We start from the raw sequence: 18964 nt of genomic DNA, 5'->3' as shown, positions 1-18964 counted from the left end.
CGCGCACGTGCCTCGATAGGCTGGACGCGTGAAGATCCTCGTCCTCGGTTCCGGTGCCCGTGAGCACGCGATCATCCTGGCGCTGCGCGCCGAGTCCACCGCGCACGAGATCCTCGTCGCCCCCGGCAACGCCGGCATCGCGCAGGACGCGACCCCCGTCGCCCTCGACCCGCTGGACGGCGCCGCGGTCACGGCCTTCGCGAACGAGCACGCGATCGACCTCGTCGTCATCGGCCCGGAGGCTCCGCTCGTGGCAGGCGTCGCGGACGAGCTCCGCGGCCGCGGCATCCCCGTCTTCGGCCCCGGCAAGGCCGCCGCGCAGCTCGAGGGCTCCAAGGCCTTCGCCAAGCGCGTCATGGACGCCGCCGGTGTGCCGACCGGCCGCGCGGTCCGCGCTGCCACGGTCGCCGACGTCGAAGCCGCGTTCGAGGAGCTCGGCGCCCCGCACGTGGTCAAGGCCGATGGACTCGCCGCGGGCAAGGGGGTCATCGTCACCTCCGACCGCGCCGAGGCCCTGGCCCACGCGGAGCAGTACCTCCCGGCCGGCCCCGTCCTGGTCGAGGAGTTCCTGTCCGGCCCCGAGGTCTCGCTGTTCTTCCTCAGCGACGGCGACACGGTGCGCGCCCTCAGCCCGGCACAGGACTTCAAGCGTGCCCTCGACGGCGACGCCGGCCCCAACACCGGAGGCATGGGAGCGTACTCCCCGCTGCCCTGGCTCGCGGAGCAGTTCGGCAGCGAGCAGGCGTTCGTCGAGGAGGTCACCCGCGACGTCGCGCTCCCGGTCGTCCGACAGCTCGATGCCGAGGGGACCCCGTTCATCGGGCTCCTCTACGCCGGCCTCATCCTCACCCCGCAGGGCGTGCGCGTGATCGAGTTCAACGCGCGCTTCGGCGACCCGGAGACCCAGGTCGTGCTGCCGCGGCTGGAGACCCCGCTGTCCCAGCTCCTCTTCGCCGCCGCGTCCGGCACGCTCGAGGACCAGCCGGAGCCCGTGTTCCGCGATGAGGTCGCGATCACCGTGGTCCTGGCGAGCGAGGGATATCCCGAGGCGCCGCAGACCGGGCGTCCGATCGAGGGCCTGACCGACGCCGCCGCGGTCGAGGGCGTCCGTCTGGTGCACGCCGCGACCGCCAGCCCCGACGCACCCGGGGGCTCGCTCATCGCGACGGGCGGCCGTGTGCTGAACGTCGTCGCTGTGGCCCCGGACTTCCGCACCGCCCGCGCCCGCGCCTACGACGCCATCGGCCGCATCCGCCTCGAGGGCTCCCACCACCGCACCGACATCGCTGCCCGCGTCGCCCGCTGACCCGCTTCACGTAGCGAATGGCTGCATCCCGACCGGGAATGCAGCCATTCACGCGAATCGAAAGCCGGGGTCAGAGAACCTTGGACAGGAAGTCCTGGAGGCGCTCGTTCTTCGGGGCGCCGAACAGGTCGGCGGGGGTGCCCTCCTCGACCACGACGCCGCCGTCCATGAAGACCGTCCGGTCGGACACCTCGCGCGCGAAGCCCATCTCGTGGGTCACGAGCACCATGGTCATGCCGCCCTCGGCAAGATCGCGGATGACCTGCAGCACCTCGCCGACCATCTCCGGGTCGAGGGCACTGGTGGCCTCGTCGAACAGCATGATCTCCGGGTCCATCGCGAGTGCACGGGCGATGGCCACGCGCTGCTTCTGACCGCCGGAGAGCGACGCGGGCTTCGCGTCCGCCTTCTCCGACAGGCCGACGCGCTCGAGCAGCGAGCGGGCGCGGTCGCGGGCCTCGGCCTTCGTCATGCGGCCGAGCTCGACCGGGGCGAGCGTGATGTTCTCCAGCACGGTCATGTGCGGGAACAGGTTGAAGTGCTGGAACACCATGCCGATGCGCTGGCGCACTTCGTCCAGCTTCACGCTCTTGTCGGTGAGGTCGACCCCGTCGATGATCACGTGCCCCGACGTCGGCTCCTCGAGCTTGTTCAGGCAGCGCAGCAGCGTGGACTTGCCCGACCCGGACGGGCCGATCACCGCGATGACCTCGCCGTCCTCGACGGTGAGATCGATGCCTTTGAGCACCTCGTTGTCGCCGAAGGACTTGTGCAGGTCCCTGACCTCGATCTTGCTCATGCGTTGGCCTTCCTCTCCAGGCGGTTCGCGAGCAGCGTCAGCAGCGTGATCACGACGAAGTAGATGATGGCGACGATCGTCAGCACCTGCGCCGAGAGATACGTCGAGGCGATGATCTGACGCGAGACGAAGGTCAGCTCGGCGAGACCGATGACGCTGATGAGCGAGGTGTCCTTCAGCGTGATGATGCCCTGGTTCACGAACGACGGGATCATGATCCGGAACGCCTGCGGCAGCACGACCTTCCGCATCGTCTTCCAGTGGCTGAGACCGAGCGAGCGCGACGCCTCCGCCTGACCGGGGTCGACCGCCTGGATCCCGCCGCGGATGATCTCGGTCATGTACGCACCGGTGTTCAGCGACAGGGTGATCGCACCGGCCACGAACGGGTCGAACTTCAGGTCGGGGATCAGCTGCGGGATGGCGAAGAACACGAAGAACGCCTGGATCAGGATCGGGGTCCCGCGGAAGACGTAGACGTACGCGGTCGCGATCCAGCGGAACGGCGCGAACTTCGACAGGCGCCCGAAGCCGAAGATGATCCCGAGGATGAAGGCCGCGATCACCGCGACGATCGTGGCGAGGATGGTGAGCCACAGACCCTGCATCAGGGCCGGCCAGTACTTCACCGCGACCGAGATGATGTCGGTGGGTTGCGCCTCCTGCGCGTCGTCACCCGTCGCGAGGTAGGTGTCCACGATCTCGTCGTACGCGCCGGAGTCCTGCAGGTTGGCGAGGCCGGCGTTGAACATCTCCAGGAGCTCGGCGTTCTCGCCCTTGTTCACCGCGAAGCCGTACTCGCCACCGAGCGCCGGCTCGCCGACGAGGCGGAAGCCGGACCCCTGCTGGATGCCGTAGGCGAGCACGGGGAAGTCCTCGAAGTAGCCGACGGCCTGACCCGCCTTGACCGCGTCGACCATGTCGGTCGTGTCCTGGTACGGCGTGATGCGGAAGCCGTACTCGTCGGCGTTCTCCTCGGCGAAGGTCTGCCCCTGGGTACCGGTCTTGACCGCGACGGTCTTGCCGTCGAGGTCGTCGAGGGACTCGATGTCGCTGGACTCGAGCACGCCCAGCTGCACGCCGCTCGTGAAGTACGGGTCGCTGAAGTCGAAGGTCTGCTGGCGCTCCTCGGTGATCGACATCCCGGCCATGACGGCGTCGACCTGGTTCGACTGCAGCGCCTGCACCGCGGCGTCGAAACCGAGCTGGCGGATCTCCACGTCGAAGCCCTGGTCCTCCGCGATCGCGCGCAGGAGATCCATGTCGATGCCGACAAGGTCGCCGGACTCGTTCGTGAACTCGAACGGCGCGAAGGTCGTGTCGGTGCCGATGACGTAGGTCTCGCCGTCGTCGGCCGCGGTGGCGGGCGCGGCTCCGGCGAGCAGCGCCCCGGCGGCGACGAGCGCGGCGAGAGCGGTCGCGCCGGCGGTGCGGCCGAACCGCCGCAGACGGCTCGGCGGAGAGGATGGATGGCGGCTCACGTCGAGTGCTCCTCGGGGGTTCGGAAGGGCGGCCCGGCGGCCGCCGACCATCCACCCTAACCCTGCACCTCCCGCGCACCGGAATCTCGGAGAGACGCCCGACACTGCCGGAAGCCGCGTGGATACCGGCGTGTCGGGGTCATCGCGGTCACGCCGGAGGGGTCGCGGCGACGGCCTCGTCCTTCCGATCCTGCCCACGGAGGAACAGCGAGGCGACCAGCGCCATGACGATCACACCGGCGGGGAGCAGCAGCGTCTCGGACATGCCGGCCGCGAAGCCCTCCGCGACCTGCGGGGGCAGCGCGCCGCTGCCCGTGCCGGCCGGAGCGTCGGCCAGACCGGGGAGGTTCGCCTCCAGCCGCGACTGCATGAACGCGGCGATCGACGCGGAGCCGATGACCGACCCGATGGTGCGCGTGGTGTTGTAGATGCCCGCGCCGGCACCGGCCTGCCGCGGCGGCAGCTTGCGCGTGGCCGTGGTCGCCAGCGGCCCCCACATGCCCGCGTTGCCGATGCCCATCAGGGCGGACGGCAGCAGGAACATCAGGATGGGGGTGTCCATCGTGGTCAGGGCGGAGTACCAGACCAGGGCAGCCGCGACGCAGATCAGGCCGGGGACGAGGATGAGGCGCGGGTCGACACGGTCGAGGATCTTCCCGGCGACCGGGGCGAGCACGCCCGACAGCACGGCCATCGGGATCAGCAGCATCGCCGCCTCGGTGGGGGTGAGGCCGCGCGCCGTCTGCAGGAAGAACATCATCGGCAGCGACATGCTCGTGACGGTGAAGCCGACCGCGGCGATCGCCACGTTCGCGCCGGAGAAGTTGCGGTCACGGAAGAGCGCGAGCGGCACGAGGGGTTCGCTGCGGGTGCGCGCCTGCTGCACGATGAAGAGCGCGAGCACCACGACGCCCGCGATGATGAGCCCCCAGACCGAGATCGGCCCCACGATGGTCCCCCAGTCGTACTTCTCGCCCTCCTGCAGCCCGAAGACGATGAGGAAGAGCGCGACAGCGCTGAGCACGACGCCGACGAGGTCGAACCGGTGCGGGTGCGTCTTCAGCTTCGGCACGAGAATCCAGGCGAGCACGAAGGCGATGACGCCGACGGGGAGGTTGACGAAGAAGATCCACTCCCACCCGAAGCCGTCGACGAGCAGACCGCCGGCGAGGGGGCCGACCAGAGTGGCGACGCCGGCCGTGGCGCCCCAGAGGCCCATCGCCGCGCCGCGGCGGTTGGGCGGGAACGTGCGGGTGATCACGGCCATGGTCTGCGGCGTCATGAATGCGGCGCCGAGCCCCTGGACCGCGCGGGCAGCGATCAGGCCCTCGAGCGTGGTGGACAGTCCGCACCAGAGCGAGGCGAGGGTGAAGACCGCGAGCCCGATGAGGTAGATGTTCTTCGGCCCGAAGCGGTCGCCGAGTCGTCCGGTGATCAGCAGCGGGACGGCGTAGGCGAGCAGGTAGGCGCTGGTGACCCACACGACGTTGTCGAGGTTGTTCGTGTCGGGGTCGAGGGCGGCCTTGATCGCCGGGTTCGCGACGGAGACGATCGTGGTGTCGACGAGGATCATGAAGAACCCGATGACGAGCGCCCAGAGCGCCGGCCACGGACTCTTCGGTGCGTGACCGGCGGCGAAGGGCCCGGTCTCGGGTCCCGAGGTCTGACGGGAATCGGTCATTGCTGTGCAGCCTTTCGCTGGGCGCGGTAGCGGTCGGTGTCGTCGAAGGCGTCGGGGCCCCAGCGGAGCTCGTCGCCGTCGAGGCGGGTGAGGAGGGAGTCGAGCCAGCGGAGCTCGGCGTCGAGCAGCGCCTCCTGCCGTTCGATCTCGACGAGGACCTGCGGCGGGACGCCCTTGGCGCGGGCGGCGGCGAGGCCGTCGTGGTGGAGAGCGTACGAGGCGACGAGGGCCTCACGCCGTTCCTGCAGCAGCGCGACGGCGTCGTCCCGGTCGAGGTTGTGCGACTCGGCGAGCGCGACGCGGGCGTCGGTCTCGCGGTCGATGCGGGGAAGGGAGCGCCGCACCCAGGCGACCACCGCCTCCCGTCCGGCGTCGGTGAGGGTGTAGGTCGTGCGTTCCGGCCGGTTGCCTTCGCGGTCCGTGCCGACCTCGTCGAGCAGCCCCGCCCGCTGGAGTCGGGCGACGGTGTGATAGAGCGTGCCGTTGGTGACGGTGATGAGCCGGTCGTCGTGACGCGCGCGGAGCAGGCGCACCATCTCGTACGGGTGCATGTCGCTCTCGCGGAGCAGTGCCAGCACCATGACGCCGAGCGGCGTGAGTCCCGCCACCACATCCCTGCTCTTCCCCACGCCTCTCCCCCTCATGCCCTGTCCCCTGCCCCGCACGAATAGTCCACATGGACTATACACCCGCCCCTCCTCCGCCGAGACCCCGTCTTTCCGGCGAGACCCCGGGGTCCCGGCGCGCTCACCCCGGGGTCTCGACGCGAACGCGGGGTCTCGGCGCGGAAGAGCACGCATCACCGGGATAATGGGCGGGTGAGCACACCGTCCGCAGGAAACGCGCAGGCCATCCCCGGGTGGCGACACCTCTACTCCGGGAAGGTCCGCGACCTCTACGCCTCCGAGGACCCGGAAGACACCCGCATCCTCGTCGTCGCGTCCGACCGCGTCAGCGCGTTCGACGTCGTGCTCTCCCCGGGCATCACCGACAAGGGCGCCCTGCTGACGCGCCTTAGCCGCTGGTGGTTCGCCCAGCTGGACGTGCCGAATCACCTCACGGACGGCGACCTGCCGGAGGAGGTGGCCGATCGCGCCATGCTCGCCCAGTCGCTCGAGATGCTGCCGATCGAGTGCGTGGTGCGCGGGTACATCACCGGCTCCGGCTGGGCCGAGTACCAGGAGCACGGCACCGTGTGCGGCATCGCCCTGCCGGCAGGGCTGCAGAACGGCGACCGTCTGCCCGAGCCACTGTTCACCCCGGCCTACAAGGCGCCGATGGGTGAGCACGACGAGAACATCACGTTCGACCGCGTCGTCGAGCTCGTCGGGGCGGACCGGGCGGCCGAGCTCCGCGACGCCTCGCTCGCGATCTACCGTCGGGCCGCGGCCATCGCCGAGGAGAAGGGCCTCATCCTCGCCGACACGAAGTTCGAGTTCGGGACCGACGCCGACGGCACCCTCCGCCTCGCGGACGAGGTCCTCACGAGCGACTCCTCCCGGTACTGGGACGCTGAGGCCTGGCGCACGGGGTCGACGCCTGCCGAGCGGATGGCGAGCTTCGACAAGCAGATCGTGCGCGACTGGCTCGCGGCGAACTGGGACAGGCAGGGCGAGCCCCCCGTGCTGCCCGACGAGGTCGTCGCCCGGACGGCCGCCCGGTACCGCGAGCTCATCGACCGCCTCGGCGCCTGACACCGCGCTCCCCGCGACCGCGAGGCGCACAGGGAAAACTCAGGAATCGGTAGTGTTGCTCCAGCACTCCGCCCCCGATCCCGAACCCTGAGGAGCCCGCATGGCTTTGTGGAAGCTGCACGGAAACGGCCGCACCGTCGAGCCCGGCGCCGTCGTCACCCCCGAGGAACGTCTGTCCTGGCCCGCGACCATCGCCATCGGCGCGCAGCACGTCGTCGCGATGTTCGGCGCCACGTTCCTCGTGCCGACGCTCACCGGCTTCCCGGTGTCGACGACCCTGCTCTTCAGCGGCATCGGCACGCTGCTCTTCCTCCTCATCACGAAGAACCAGCTGCCCAGCTACCTCGGCTCCTCGTTCGCCTTCATCGCCCCCATCACCGCGGCCGTCGCGGCGGGCGGCACCGGCTCGGCCCTCGCGGGCGTGGTCGCGGTGGGCGTGCTCCTCGCGGTCGTCGGCCTCGTCGTGCAGTTCGTCGGCCTGCGCTGGGTCGACGCCCTGATGCCCCCGGTCGTCGCCGGCGCCATCGTCGCGCTCATCGGCTTCAACCTCGCCCCCACCGCCTGGAGCAACTTCGCGCTCGACCCGGTGACCGCCACGATCACCCTCGTCGCGATCATCCTCTTCGCCGTGCTCTTCCGGGGCTTCCTCGGACGGATCTCGATCTTCCTCGGCGTCGCCGTCGGCTTCATCTGGGCCGCGTTCAACGGCTCGTTCGAGGTGCCCAACCCGCTCCGCGGCGACAAGACCCCCGCCGAGCTCATCGCGGACGCCCCCTGGATCGGCCTCCCGCACTTCCAGTTCCCGGACTTCGTCGAGCCGGGCACCTGGTCGACCATCGCGATGTTCCTGCCCGTCGTGCTCGTGCTCATCGCGGAGAACGTCGGCCACGTGCGCGGTGTCGCGACCATGACCGAGGACCCCGCCATCAACCGCCACACCGGCCGCGCGCTCATCGCCGACGGCGTCGCCACGACCATCGCGGGTGGCTTCGGCGGCTCGGGCACCACGACCTACGGCGAGAACATCGGCGTCATGGCCGCGACCCGCGTGTACTCCACCGCCGTGTACTGGGTGGCGGGTCTGTTCGCGATCCTCCTCGCCTTCTCCCCGAAGGTCGGCGAGGTGTTCAACTCGATCCCCGCGGGCGTGCTCGGCGGGGCGACGACCGCGCTCTACGGCCTCATCGGCATCATCGGCATCAAGATCTGGGTGGACAGCCGCGTCGACTTCTCCCGGCCGGTCAACCAGTACACCGCCGCGGTGTCCCTCGTGATCGGCATCGCCGGGTTCACGATGCAGCTCGGTGACTTCGCCTTCGGCGGGATCGTGCTGGGTACGGTCGCGGCGCTGCTCATCTACCACCTGGGCAACCTCATCGCCCGGGCACGCAAGACCGGTGCCGACGACCCGAAGCCCCTCGAGCCCGTCGGCCCCCTCGGCGGCGACCCCGCGTAACGTCCCGCCCCGGGGTGCGTGCGGGACGGGTTTCGTTCCTCCCGCACCCCTCGAAAGCCCGATTTCGCACTCGCACCGGTTCGCCGGCAGGGACGCGACCCCGGGACCTCGCGGTCCGGATGGAAAACGCCCCTTCCTCTCACGAGGAGGGGGCGTTTTCGCACTCTCATGGGACTTGCTCGCCCGCCTCGAGTGCGGGATCGAAATGGGGCGTTCCGCGGCGGGGGGAGGTGCACTTTCGCACTCCCCCGACGGGAACGTGCCGGCTCGCCGCGGTGCGCGCACGTCCGGCCCACGCGGTGCGGGTCAGCGGCTGCGGGATCGAAAACGGGCGTCGGAGGGACGCGGAAGGGACGTTATCGCACCTGCATGTGGGAGACGCTCCCGGAGCAGAGGACGCGGGATCGAAAAGGGTCGTCCGAAGGGCGCGGGAGGGACGTATTCGCACTCCGCATGCCGGACGGGACGGGACGGGACGGGACGGGACCGGGGTCAGGCGATCGTGGCGAGGAGGGCGTCGGCGGAGAGGGTCGCGCCGGTGTCCGCGCGAGGGGTGAGGGTGCCGGCGCGGTGCGCGGTGACCGTCGTCTCCATCTTCATCGCGTCGAGCACGGCCACCGGGTCTCCCTCGGCCACCTCGGCCCCGTCGTCGACGAGCCACCGCACGAGCGTGCCCGGCGCGGGAGCCCGGAGCTCGGAGGGGTCCGCCGCAGACACGGGTGCAGCGGCCTCTCCCGCCGGACGGCCGATGCCGGCCAGCAGCTCCGCGGGCAGACCGAGCATCACTCGGCGGCCGTCGATCTCCACCGGGAAGCGCTGCAGCCCGGAGACCGGGGCGACCGCGGGGCGCGGCTGCGACTCCAGCGCCGGGAGCAGCACGGTCTCGATCCACTGGGTGTGCACGGCGAAGGTCGCGGTTCCGAACGCGGGGTCGTCGATGGCGCGGAGGTCGAACGGGATCACGGTCGCCGGACCCTCGACGGCGAGCTCCCGCAGCGCTCGACGCGCCCGCACGAGCGCCGCGTCCCGGGTCTCCGCGTGCACGATGAGCTTCGCGATCATCGAGTCGAACGCGGGCTGCACGGTGTCGCCGGCCTCGATGCCGCTGTCCCACCGCACGCCGGGTCCGCCGGGGATGCGCAGGGCATCCACCCGTCCGGGGCTGGGCAGGAATCCGCGGCCGGGGTCTTCGGCGTTGATGCGGAACTCGAACGCATGCCCGGTCGGAGCCGGGGTGTCGGTGAAGGACGGTCCCTCGCCGAACGCGATCCGGAACTGCTCGCGGACGAGGTCGGTCCCGGTGACCTCCTCGGTCACGGGGTGCTCGACCTGCAGCCGGGTGTTCACCTCGAGGAACGAGATCGTGCCGTCCGCGGCGAGGAGGAACTCGACCGTGCCGGCGCCGCGGTACTGCACCTCGGCGCAGATCGCCCGCGCCGCGTCATGGAACGCCGCCCGCTGCGCCTCCGTCAGGCCGGGCGCGGGAGCCTCTTCGATGAGCTTCTGGTTGCGCCGCTGCATGGAGCAGTCGCGGTCGCCCACGACGACGACGCCGCCGCGCCCGTCGCCGAGCACCTGCACCTCGATGTGTCGCGGGCTCTCCAGGAAGCGCTCCACGAAGCACTCCCCGCGGCCGAATGCCGCCGTCGCCTCACGGGTGGCCGCGTCGAACGCGTCGGCGACCTCGGACAGCTCGCGGACGACCTTGAGCCCTCGGCCGCCGCCACCGAACGCGGCCTTGATCGCGATCGGGAGGCCGTGCTCCTCGGCGAACGCCACCGCCTCCTGCGGTCCGGACAACGGCTGATCCGTGCCGGCGGCGAGCGGGGCGCCCACACGCTGGGCGATCCGACGCGCGGTCATCTTGTCACCGAGTGCGTCGATGCTCTCCGGCGAGGGTCCGATCCAGACGAGTCCGGCGTCCTCGACGGCTCGCGCGAACGCGGCACTCTCGGAGAGGAAGCCGTAGCCGGGGTGCACGGCATCGACACCGCTGCGGCGGGCCGCGTCGATCAGCGCCTCGACCGACAGGTACGTCGTCGCCGCGGTGTCGCCGCCCAGGCCGATCGCCTCGTCCGCGAGCCGCACGTGCAGGGCGTCGGCGTCCTGGTCGGCGTAGACGGCGACCGACGTGTAGCCGGCCTCGGCGCACGCGCGGATCACGCGGACCGCGATCTCGCCGCGGTTGGCGATCAGCACAGTGGTCATGAGGTCTCCTTGACGGTGAAGCGCACCCGCACACCCGGCGGGAGCTGGGCGGCGAGGTCGAGGCTGCGATCGGTGAGGGCACCGATGATGGGGTAGCCGCCGGTGAGCGGATGATCGGGGAGGAAGAGCACGGGCTGCCCGTCCGGCGGCACCTGGATGGCCCCGGTCACGGCGCCTTCGCTCGGCAGCTCGCCGCCGACCGCCCGTTCCAGGGGCACGTCGCCCTGCAGTCGGATGCCCACGCGGTCCGAGCGCGGCGTGACCGTCCACTCCTGCGCGGTGAGCGCGTCGACGCCGGCGGCGGTGAACCAGTCGTCGCGCGGCCCGAGGGTGATCTCGAGCGCGACCAGCTCTCCGGCCGCGGGAAGCGCGCGCGGCACCGGATCCGGCTCGACGGCGGCCACGGCGGCATCTCCGATCGGGAGGAGGTCGCCGACGGACAGCGGCGCGGGGCCCAGCCCGGCGAGCGTGTCGGTCGCGCGACTGTCGAGCGCCGCGGCCGGAGCGAGCCCTCCGCGGACCGCGATCACGGACCGGAGTCCGCGGTCGGGGTGGCCCAGCGTGAGCTCATCGCCGTCGACGGTCGCGAAGGGCACCCCGGGGAGGAGCGTGCGCTCGGTGCCATCGGCGTCGGTGAGCGTGAGCGGGCCCGTGGCGCCGGTGACCGCGGCCACTCCCGCACCGTGGAAGCGCAGCACGGCTCCGCCGACACTCTCCAGCACGGCCGCGGCGGGGGTGTTGCCCACCGCCCGGTTCGCCGCGTGCATCGCGACACGATCGGCGACGCCGGAGGCCGAGACGCCCAGGGCCGCGAAGCCGGGGCGACCCGCGTCCTGCACGAGGAGCTGCAGCGAGGATCGCACGACCTCGACCGCCGGACCGCCCGCACGGCGGTCGACACGCGTCGCGTCGGCCACCCCCATAGGCGACGCCGCCACGGTCTCCCGCTCCGCACGCACGAAGCGCACGCGTCGACCCGGCGCGAGCAGGGCCGGCGGGTCGCGGTCGATGTCCCACATCTCCAGGGCGGTCCGGCCGATGAGCTGCCAGCCGCCCGGGCTCTCCCGCGGATACACGCCACTGAACGCCCCGGCGAGCGCGACGGAGCCGGCGGGCACCCGGGTGCGCGGCGACGACCGCCGCGGCACGTCGAAGAGGGGGTCGCCGCTCACGGCGTAGCCGAAGCCGGGAGCGAAACCCGAGAAGGCCACGCGCCAGTCCGCGGCGAGGTGACGAGCCACCAGCTCCTCCGCCGAGACGTCGAGGAGCGCCGCGGCCTCGTCGAGATCCTCCCCGTCGTAGCGGACCGGGATGCTGACCTCCCCCGCATCGGGCAGGGCCGCCGCGTCGACCTCGGTCGCGGCGAGCGCCTCCGCGAGCGCGGCAGCCGAGGTGCGGTGCGGATCGAACCGCACGAGCACGGTGCGGGCGCCGGGGATGCGCTCGAGCACACCGGGCATGTCGCTCCACGCCAGATTCAGCCGCATGGCCTGCTCGAGGTCGTCCGCCTCGACGAGCAGCGCGCTGTCGGAGGCCGTGAGGATGCGCATCAGACCCGGTACTCCGCATCCGGAACATCGGTGACGAACATGTACCCCGGGGCGTGGGTGACGGCGAACGGCGGCTTCGACGCCATGATCGCCGCCTGCGGGGTCACACCGCACGCCCAGAACACGGGGATCTCGCCGGGGCGGATCTCGGGGGCGTCGCCGAAGTCGGGCGCCATCACATCGGCGATGCCGAGCGACGCCGGATCGCCGATGTGCACCGGCGCGCCGTGCACAGCCGGGGTGCGCCCGGAGATCTGCACGGCGTCGGCCACGCGGTCCGCGGGGATCGGACGCATCGAGACCACCATCTCGCCGCGGAGGCGCCCGGCTGGCGTGCAGTCCACCGCCGTGCGGTACATCGGCACGTTGCGTCCGAGCTCCTGATGACGGATCGGGATCCCGGCCTCGACGAGGCCCGTCTCGAACGTGAAGCTGCAGCCGATGAGGAACGCGACGAGGTCGGGATGCTCGGCCCACGCCGCCGTCGCGTCGGACACCTCCTCGACGAGCTCGCCGTCCCGCCAGATGCGGTAGCGCCCGATGTCGGTGCGGATGTCGCTGCCCGGCGCGAGCCGCGACTCCACCTCGCCCTGCTCGATCACCTCGAGGACGGGGCAGGGCTTCGGGTTGCGCTGCGCATAGAGGAGGGTCTCGAAGGCCCAGTCCGCGGGCACGGCGATGAGGTTCGCCTGGGTCAGCCCCGGGGCGACGCCGCTGGTAGGCGCGGAGTGACCGGCGCGGTGCGCCGCACGGGCGGCCCGGGCGTCGGCGAGCTGGGCGGGAGTCGCGAGCACCGCCATGTCAGACTCCGGCGAACGGGGCGATGGTGATGCCCTCCGCCTGCAGCAGCCGCTTCGTCTCCGCGGCCATCGCGACGGATCCCGGGCTGTCGCCGTGCACGCAGATCGACTGCGCGGACACGGCGACGTCGGTGCCGTCGATCGCCCGGATCATACCCTCCGCGGCCAGGCGCACCATCCGCTCCGCCACCGCGGTGGGGTCGTGCAGCACGGCCCCCTCCTCGGTGCGCGAGACGAGCTGACCGTCCGGCTGATAGGCGCGATCGGCGAAGGCCTCCGCCGCGACTGCGAGCCCCGCCCGTTCGGCGACGTCGAGCACGACGCCGCCGGCGAGGCCGAGCAGCACGAGCGAGGGGTCGATCGCCGTGATGGCCGCCACCACGTCCTTCGACTGCCGCTCGTCGCGGGCGATGGTGTTGTAGAGCGCCCCGTGCGGCTTGACGTAGGAGACCCGCCCGCCGACCGCCGCGGTGAGCCCGAGGAGGGCACCGAGCTGGTACTCGACATGTGCCTGCAGCGTGGCCGAGTCGATGTCGACCTTCGTGCGCCCGAAGTTCTCGTAGTCGCGGTACCCGGGGTGCGCACCGATCACGACGCCGCCGGCGACCGCCGCCGCGAGGGTCTCGCGGATGCCCTCCGGGCTCCCGGCGTGGAATCCGCACGACACGTTCGCACTCGTGACGATCTCGAGCATGCTCGCGTCGTCGCTGACGATCCGGTCGGGGACGTTCTCGCCGAGGTCCGAGTTCAGGTCGATGGTCGCCATGTCATGCTCCGATTCCGAGGAAGGCGAAGATGGGGCCGATCGAGACGGCGCCCATGTACCAGGTGAGCGCGGTCACGACGGTGCCCGCGATGAGCAGCCACATCGGGTACTTCCGGTCGCCGAGGAGGTCGCGGCGGAACCAGCCGATGTACATGAACACCGTCAGGCCGATGGGCAGGATCAGGCCGTTGAAGCCGCCGACGAACACGAGGATCGCGGCCGGGGCCGTGCCGATCGCGAGGTAGACGCCGAGGGAGACGACGATGAACGCGACCGTGGCGAGCTGCAGCGGCCAGCCGCCGCGGAGCTTGGCGGTGAACGTCGAGAGGAAGGTCGCCGAGGTGTAGGCGGCCCCGATGACCGAGCTGATCGCGGCGGCCCAGAAGATCGCGCCGAAGATCCGCAGACCCGCGTCGCCGAGCACCGCGCCGAACGCCTGGCCGGCCGGGTTGGCGGCCTGCGAGGAGAGGTCGAGCGCCACGCCGGAGGCGACCACGCCGAGGATCGCGAGGAACAGCACGTAGCGCATGATGCCGGTCACGATGATGCCGTTGGCGGCGGCCCGCATGACGGGCTTCGCGTACTGCGGGCCCACGTGGCCGGAGTCGAGGTAGCGGTGCGCACCGGAGTAGGTGATGTAGCCGCCGACCGTGCCGCCGACGATCGTGGTGATGGTGGCGAAGTTGAGCTGGTCGGGCACGAAGGTCTGGCGCAGGGCGTCGCCGACCGGCGGTTGGGCGATGAACGCGACGACGAGCGTCATCACGATCATCGCGATGCCGAGGACGATGAGCACGATGTCCATCACCTTCCCGGCCTTCTTCACGAGGAAGATGATGATGGCGAGGGCCGCGGTGAGCGCGCCGCCGATCTTCGGGTCGATCCCGAGCAGCGCGTTGAGGCCGAGGCCGCCACCGGCGATGTTGCCGATGTTGAACGCGAGCCCGCCGATGACGACGAGCACGGCGATCACATGGCCGGAGAAGGGGATGGCGCTGTTGGCGAGCTCGCCGGCGCGCTTGCCGGACGAGGTGATCATGCGCCAGATGTTCAGCTGCACCGCGATGTCGACGAGGATCGACACGAGGATGGCGAACGCGAAGGCGGCTCCCATCTGGGCGGTGAACGTCGCGGTCTGGGTGATGAACCCCGGACCGATGGCGCTCGTGGCCATGAGGAAGATGGCGCCGATGACGGCACTGCGGCCGGCGCGCTTCTTCGCGTGGGCGGCGCGGGCTTCGTCCTCGGGGGTGAGGGCGGGGGCGGACTGCTCGGACATAGGGGGGTCCCATCGTCGTTGGTGGGTGTCGGGTGACCCCCAGTGTAGAACGGACAGAACCAGATTGTTCAACAATCATGTTTCCGTCGTGCTACAGCGCGGTTGCTTTCGTGTGATCATCGCTCGGAGACGGGCCCCTACGATGAAGGCATGAACCAGCAGGGCCCGCTCGCCGACGTGCTCCGTCAGCGCATCATCGACGGCGACGTCGCCCCGGGCTCCCGGCTGTCCGAGTCGGCGCTGTCGGAGAGCTTCGACGTGTCCCGCAACACCCTGCGCGAGGCGTTCCGAGTGCTCGCGGAACAGGGACTCGTCGAGCACATCCCGCACCGCGGCGTCTCCGTGGCCTCACCCTCGATCGCCGACGTCATCGACATCTACCGGGCTCGCCGGGTCATCGAGTGCACGGCTCTCCGGCAGTCCGAACCGGAGCATCCCGCCGTCCAGCGCATGACCGATGCGGTCGCCGCGGCCGAGGCCGCCGTGGCCGGGGTCCCCCCCGACGACACGTCCGCCTGGCGCGCGGTCGGCAGTGCCAACATGGCGTTCCACGTCGCGCTGGTCGACCTCGCCGACAGCCCGCGCCTCGCCCGCACCTACCGGAACGTCGCGGCGGAGCTGCGCCTCGCGTTCCTCAAGATCGACGACCCCCGCGCCCTGCACGAGCCGTTCGTCCGGAAGAACCGCGCCGTGCTCGACACCTTCCTGACCCGCGGTGCCGAGGCCGGAGCGGCGGAGCTGGAGCGGTACCTCGTGCAGTCGGAGCGGGTCGTGCTCGGCGCCTTCGCGCGGATGCAGCTCGGCTGAGCGGGGTCCGCGGCTCAGGTGGTGTCGGTCCGGAGCGCCGCGGTCGCGCGGGGGCGGGGCTCCTCCCCCCGGTATGACGCCGGCACGCCCGGCAGCGCGGCGGTCGGCTCCGGCAGCCCGTACCGGCGGTGCAGCCAGCGCCGCGCGTCCTCGAGCGGATACGTGTCGCCGAAGACGCAGTACTTCACGAACACCCCCTCCAGGGTGCTGCGGAGCATGACCTCCTCCAGGGCCGGGTCCTCGGCACCTCGGGCGCGGAAGACGGCGCGCACGGCGTCCTCCGCGGCCGTCGCGCCTTCGGCATAGCGCTGCTCCGATTCCGCGAACAGGCGATGCGTCAGTGGCTGCTGCTGCATGGCGAGCACCGCGCGCTGCAAGGGCATCGCGAAGGCCGTCGCACCGATCGCCCCGTCGATGATGGCGGCGAGCATCTCGTCGGGCGTGCCCTCGACCTGCGCGAAGGCCAGGACCGTCTCGAACCAGCGGTCGATCACCGCGGCGACGAGCTGGTCCTTGCCGCCGAAGTGATAGTTCACCAGCCCCTGCGCCACTCCGGCGCGACGGGTGATCTCGGCGATGCCCGCCCCGGCGACGCCACGTTCGCTGAAGACCTCGATCGCCGCCTGGAGGATGTTCTCCCTGGCGCGTTCGCGGGCCAGACGATTCTGCTCATCCGATCGCGCCATACGGCATCCACCTTTCGGGTCCGGCGGAATTCCCTCACGGGCCGTCTCGGGATAGATTAATCACTGAATGCTCGTTCAACCTATGGAGGGTGCGAGCACTCGCGGCGCGGGGGTTCGCCGCAGCAGCCACGGACGCGTCTCCAGCCGATGGAGGGGGAGGCGGAGATGCGTCCGTGGCCCTCCTCGACCTCCGGCATACGACGACGGACCGAGGACCAGGCCCGGTCGTCGACCACCGGTGCCGACGTCCGGCCGAGCGCCGACGGGACCTTCGGCGGTGACCCCTCGGGCGGATTCCTGACCTGAGTGCAGAAAGCGCACGACGGGCCGTGTCGCGCCTTGACCCCGTCGAAACGGCGCGGTTAGCGTGAGCGGGCTTCGGCCCCTCGGTGGCAGCGATGCTCACCGTCCGGACCGGAGACCGCTCGCCCACCGGGCGCGCGGCACCGCTCAGATCGAAGAGGATCTTCCATGCGATTCACCAGAAAACTCGCGCTCGCCGCCACCGCGGCGGCCGCGCTCAGCCTCAGCGCGGTCATCCCCGCCACGGCCGCGTCGCCCGACGACTCCGCGCCCTCGTACCAGGAGTTCGCGTCGTCCACCTATCGGGACGTGGACGGTGCCTACGTCGTCAACGGCGACGAGGTGATCTCCGGAAAGAAGGAGCTGCGCGCCTTCTACGACCGGCTGATCGGCCCCGAGACCCGCAACGACGGCCTCATCGTCAACACGGTCAACAACATCGACGACAAGTGGTCGGCGTCGCAGGTGGCCAACCTCACCTACTGCGTGAGCACGAAGTTCGGCAGCCGTCACGCCGACGTCGTCCGGGCGATGGAGGGCGGCGCCGCGCTCTGGGAGTCCGCGTCCTCGAAGATCGACTTCCGGTACGTGAGCAGCGCGGACGCCAACTGCACCACGCGGAACAACGCCGTCGTCTTCTCCGTCGAGCCGGTGGCCACGACGCAGTACATCGCCCGTGCGTTCTTCCCCAGCACGCCGGCCCGGCAGCAGAACGTGCTCATCGACGACTCGATCTGGAGCGCCGGAGCGTGGACGCCGACGAACGTGCTCGGCCATGAGCTCGGCCACGTGCTCGGCTTCCGCCACGAGCACACCCGTCCGGAGGCCGGCACCTGCTTCGAGGACAACAACTGGCGTCCGCTCACCCCGTACGACTCGTCGTCGATCATGCACTACCCGCAGTGCAACGGCAGCTCGGACGACCTCTCGATGACCACCGCCGACCGCACCGGGGTCGTCTCCCTCTACGGGAACTGACCCTCTCGTCGGACTCGCTCCGGCACCACCGAGGCCCGGTCGTCCGCGATCGGGCCTCACCCGTGTCCGGGGTCGACGCGGCTCAGGCGGAACCGCGGACGACGAGCTCCGTCGGCAGGATCGTGGTGCGCGGCGGATCCTCCCCCGCGAGCCGGGAGAGCAGCACCTGCGTCATCGCCTCGCCCTGGGCGTACATGGGCTGGCGCATGGTCGTCAGCGGCGGATCGGTGGTCAGCGCCACCGACGAGTCGTCGAAGCCGACGAGCGCGATGTCCTCGGGAACCCGCACCCCGGCGCCCCGCAGCGCCGTCAGCGCCCCTCGGGCCATGAGGTCGCTGGCGACGAAGATCGCGTCCGGCCGCCCTTCCGCGAGCAGCCGGCGGGCGGCGTCGGCTCCGCTCGCCTCGCTGTAGTCGCCCTCCTCCTCCGCGAAGGGGGTGAGACCGGCGGCGGCGAGCGCGGCGCGGAACCCCTGCACGCGGTCGGTCGACGAGGGCATCGTGAGCGGGCCGGAGATCGTGGCGATGCGGGTGCGTCCGATGTCGACGAGGCGCCGCGTGGCTTCGCGCGCTCCCGCGACGTTGTCGACGTCGACCACGTAGTCCCCCTCGGCGCGGCGCACCGGGCGGCCGCCGTAGACGACGGGGACCGCGTCGGCGATCCGGTCGACGAAAGCGTCACTCGTGTGGTGCGACACGATGAGAGCACCGTCGACGCCACCGTTGCGCACGAAGCTGGTCATCTTGTCGCCGGGGTCGTCGCTCGCGATCAGCAGGTTCAGGAGGTAGTCGGAGCTGCGGAGGGCGCCGGTGATGCCGGCCACGATCGCTGCGAAGAACGGGTCGCCGAAGAAGCGCGACGTGTCCTCGGGGACGATGAGGGCGATCGCGTGCGTCTGCCGGGAGGCGAGGGAGCGCGCGGCCCGGTTCGGCACGTAGTTGAGCTCGTCGATCGCGGCGCGCACGGCGGCGAGCGCTTCCGGGCTGACCGCCGTCGACCCGTTGACGACCCGCGACACGGTCGACCGGGACACGCCGGCGGCCGTCGCGACCTCCTCGATGGTCGCCCGGGGCGACATCATCGCTTGCTCTCTTCCATCGCCCCATTCTCATCCACGCGGACCCCCGCCCGTGAAAATCCCCGCTTCGAATCGCCCGATTGGTCCCATCT

Annotated in this window: 17 protein-coding genes; 6 read left to right on the top strand and 11 right to left on the bottom strand. The window is 71.2% G+C overall.

What is annotated here, in order from left to right; all coding sequences use genetic code 11:
- Positions 1–28: 28 nt before the first annotated feature.
- Positions 29–1306: a phosphoribosylamine--glycine ligase gene (purD, locus tag AC3B5L_RS01975; protein WP_259952904.1), complete on the top strand. Its 1278-nt coding sequence runs from the start codon at positions 29–31 to the stop codon at positions 1304–1306.
- Between the two features lie 70 nt (positions 1307–1376).
- Here the strand turns inward: purD and AC3B5L_RS01970 are convergent, their stop codons facing one another.
- The 4 genes from AC3B5L_RS01970 to AC3B5L_RS01955 form a co-directional block, all read right to left on the bottom strand.
- Complete coding sequence (locus tag AC3B5L_RS01970) at positions 1377–2105, bottom strand: amino acid ABC transporter ATP-binding protein (protein WP_060922441.1); 729 nt, start codon at positions 2103–2105, stop codon at positions 1377–1379.
- On the bottom strand, positions 2102–3586 hold the full coding sequence (locus tag AC3B5L_RS01965) for an amino acid ABC transporter substrate-binding protein/permease (protein ID WP_144881453.1): 1485 nt from the start codon (positions 3584–3586) through the stop codon (positions 2102–2104). The genes AC3B5L_RS01970 and AC3B5L_RS01965 overlap by 4 nt, the downstream gene beginning before the upstream one ends.
- Positions 3587–3734: 148 nt before the next feature.
- Positions 3735–5267: a DHA2 family efflux MFS transporter permease subunit gene (locus tag AC3B5L_RS01960; RefSeq protein WP_490096158.1), complete on the bottom strand. Its 1533-nt coding sequence runs from the start codon at positions 5265–5267 to the stop codon at positions 3735–3737.
- Positions 5264–5896, bottom strand: coding sequence for a PadR family transcriptional regulator (locus tag AC3B5L_RS01955; RefSeq protein ID WP_313362741.1), 633 nt, complete (start codon positions 5894–5896; stop codon positions 5264–5266). The genes AC3B5L_RS01960 and AC3B5L_RS01955 overlap by 4 nt, the downstream gene beginning before the upstream one ends.
- Before the next feature lie 189 nt (positions 5897–6085).
- Between AC3B5L_RS01955 and AC3B5L_RS01950 the strand changes: the two genes are divergently transcribed.
- Positions 6086–6961, top strand: coding sequence for a phosphoribosylaminoimidazolesuccinocarboxamide synthase (locus AC3B5L_RS01950; protein WP_370429073.1), 876 nt, complete (start codon positions 6086–6088; stop codon positions 6959–6961).
- Between the two features lie 100 nt (positions 6962–7061).
- Positions 7062–8417 carry a uracil-xanthine permease family protein gene (locus AC3B5L_RS01945; RefSeq protein WP_062766125.1) on the top strand — a complete coding sequence of 452 codons (1356 nt, stop codon included), beginning with the start codon at positions 7062–7064 and terminating at the stop codon, positions 8415–8417.
- A 492-nt stretch (positions 8418–8909) separates the two neighbouring features.
- Here AC3B5L_RS01945 and AC3B5L_RS01940 read toward each other — a convergent pair whose 3' ends face one another.
- From AC3B5L_RS01940 to AC3B5L_RS01920, 5 genes are read right to left on the bottom strand one after another with little or no spacing between them, the layout of a single operon-like run.
- The gene (locus tag AC3B5L_RS01940; protein ID WP_490096157.1) at positions 8910–10625 is read right to left on the bottom strand and encodes an acetyl/propionyl/methylcrotonyl-CoA carboxylase subunit alpha; all 1716 of its coding nucleotides are present in this window, start codon (positions 10623–10625) and stop codon (positions 8910–8912) included.
- Positions 10622–12175: a 5-oxoprolinase subunit B/C family protein gene (locus AC3B5L_RS01935; protein ID WP_490096156.1), complete on the bottom strand. Its 1554-nt coding sequence runs from the start codon at positions 12173–12175 to the stop codon at positions 10622–10624. Before AC3B5L_RS01935 ends, AC3B5L_RS01940 begins: the two co-directional genes overlap by 4 nt.
- Positions 12175–12975, bottom strand: coding sequence for a putative hydro-lyase (locus AC3B5L_RS01930; protein WP_187663080.1), 801 nt, complete (start codon positions 12973–12975; stop codon positions 12175–12177). Before AC3B5L_RS01930 ends, AC3B5L_RS01935 begins: the two co-directional genes overlap by 1 nt.
- A gap of 1 nt (position 12976) precedes the next feature.
- Entirely contained in the window at positions 12977–13741 is a 765-nt protein-coding gene (locus tag AC3B5L_RS01925; RefSeq protein ID WP_268777718.1) for a LamB/YcsF family protein, read from the bottom strand.
- A 1-nt stretch (position 13742) separates the two neighbouring features.
- Positions 13743–15020, bottom strand: a complete 1278-nt coding sequence (locus AC3B5L_RS01920; protein ID WP_259952916.1) for an NRAMP family divalent metal transporter — start codon at positions 15018–15020, stop codon at positions 13743–13745.
- Positions 15021–15170: 150 nt separating this feature from the next.
- On the opposite strand from AC3B5L_RS01920, the gene AC3B5L_RS01915 reads away from it, so the two are divergent.
- Positions 15171–15827 carry a GntR family transcriptional regulator gene (locus AC3B5L_RS01915; RefSeq protein WP_490096155.1) on the top strand — a complete coding sequence of 219 codons (657 nt, stop codon included), beginning with the start codon at positions 15171–15173 and terminating at the stop codon, positions 15825–15827.
- 14 nt (positions 15828–15841) lie between these two features.
- Here the strand turns inward: AC3B5L_RS01915 and AC3B5L_RS01910 are convergent, their stop codons facing one another.
- Positions 15842–16513: a TetR/AcrR family transcriptional regulator gene (locus tag AC3B5L_RS01910; protein ID WP_490096154.1), complete on the bottom strand. Its 672-nt coding sequence runs from the start codon at positions 16511–16513 to the stop codon at positions 15842–15844.
- A 165-nt stretch (positions 16514–16678) separates the two neighbouring features.
- On the opposite strand from AC3B5L_RS01910, the gene AC3B5L_RS01905 reads away from it, so the two are divergent.
- The gene (locus AC3B5L_RS01905) at positions 16679–16819 is read left to right on the top strand and encodes a hypothetical protein (protein ID WP_490096153.1); all 141 of its coding nucleotides are present in this window, start codon (positions 16679–16681) and stop codon (positions 16817–16819) included.
- A 165-nt stretch (positions 16820–16984) separates the two neighbouring features.
- Positions 16985–17794, top strand: coding sequence for a M57 family metalloprotease (locus tag AC3B5L_RS01900; protein WP_268777720.1), 810 nt, complete (start codon positions 16985–16987; stop codon positions 17792–17794).
- Between the two features lie 82 nt (positions 17795–17876).
- Here the strand turns inward: AC3B5L_RS01900 and AC3B5L_RS01895 are convergent, their stop codons facing one another.
- Positions 17877–18872, bottom strand: coding sequence for a LacI family DNA-binding transcriptional regulator (locus tag AC3B5L_RS01895; protein WP_490096421.1), 996 nt, complete (start codon positions 18870–18872; stop codon positions 17877–17879).
- Positions 18873–18964: the final 92 nt, after the last annotated feature.

The organism is Microbacterium sp. C-MGS6 (assembly GCF_058140415.1).
Note: the sequence above shows the minus strand (reverse complement) of the source record. Positions and strands in the feature narration are given on the sequence as shown.

Excerpts from the sequence above, each read along its gene's own strand:
- AC3B5L_RS01905 (WP_490096153.1), top strand. The coding sequence starts at position 16,679 with ATGCGTCCGTGGCCCTCCTCGACCTCCGGCATACGACGACGGACCGAG.
- AC3B5L_RS01945 (WP_062766125.1), top strand. The coding sequence starts at position 7,062 with ATGGCTTTGTGGAAGCTGCACGGAAACGGCCGCACCGTCGAGCCCGGC.
- AC3B5L_RS01940 (WP_490096157.1), bottom strand. The coding sequence starts at position 10,625 with ATGACCACTGTGCTGATCGCCAACCGCGGCGAGATCGCGGTCCGCGTG.
- AC3B5L_RS01900 (WP_268777720.1), top strand. The coding sequence starts at position 16,985 with ATGCGATTCACCAGAAAACTCGCGCTCGCCGCCACCGCGGCGGCCGCG.
- AC3B5L_RS01920 (WP_259952916.1), bottom strand. The coding sequence starts at position 15,020 with ATGTCCGAGCAGTCCGCCCCCGCCCTCACCCCCGAGGACGAAGCCCGC.
- AC3B5L_RS01935 (WP_490096156.1), bottom strand. The coding sequence starts at position 12,175 with ATGCGCATCCTCACGGCCTCCGACAGCGCGCTGCTCGTCGAGGCGGAC.
- AC3B5L_RS01960 (WP_490096158.1), bottom strand. The coding sequence starts at position 5,267 with ATGACCGATTCCCGTCAGACCTCGGGACCCGAGACCGGGCCCTTCGCC.
- AC3B5L_RS01910 (WP_490096154.1), bottom strand. The coding sequence starts at position 16,513 with ATGGCGCGATCGGATGAGCAGAATCGTCTGGCCCGCGAACGCGCCAGG.
- AC3B5L_RS01930 (WP_187663080.1), bottom strand. The coding sequence starts at position 12,975 with ATGGCGGTGCTCGCGACTCCCGCCCAGCTCGCCGACGCCCGGGCCGCC.
- AC3B5L_RS01915 (WP_490096155.1), top strand. The coding sequence starts at position 15,171 with ATGAACCAGCAGGGCCCGCTCGCCGACGTGCTCCGTCAGCGCATCATC.
- AC3B5L_RS01895 (WP_490096421.1), bottom strand. The coding sequence starts at position 18,872 with ATGTCGCCCCGGGCGACCATCGAGGAGGTCGCGACGGCCGCCGGCGTG.
- AC3B5L_RS01925 (WP_268777718.1), bottom strand. The coding sequence starts at position 13,741 with ATGGCGACCATCGACCTGAACTCGGACCTCGGCGAGAACGTCCCCGAC.
- AC3B5L_RS01970 (WP_060922441.1), bottom strand. The coding sequence starts at position 2,105 with ATGAGCAAGATCGAGGTCAGGGACCTGCACAAGTCCTTCGGCGACAAC.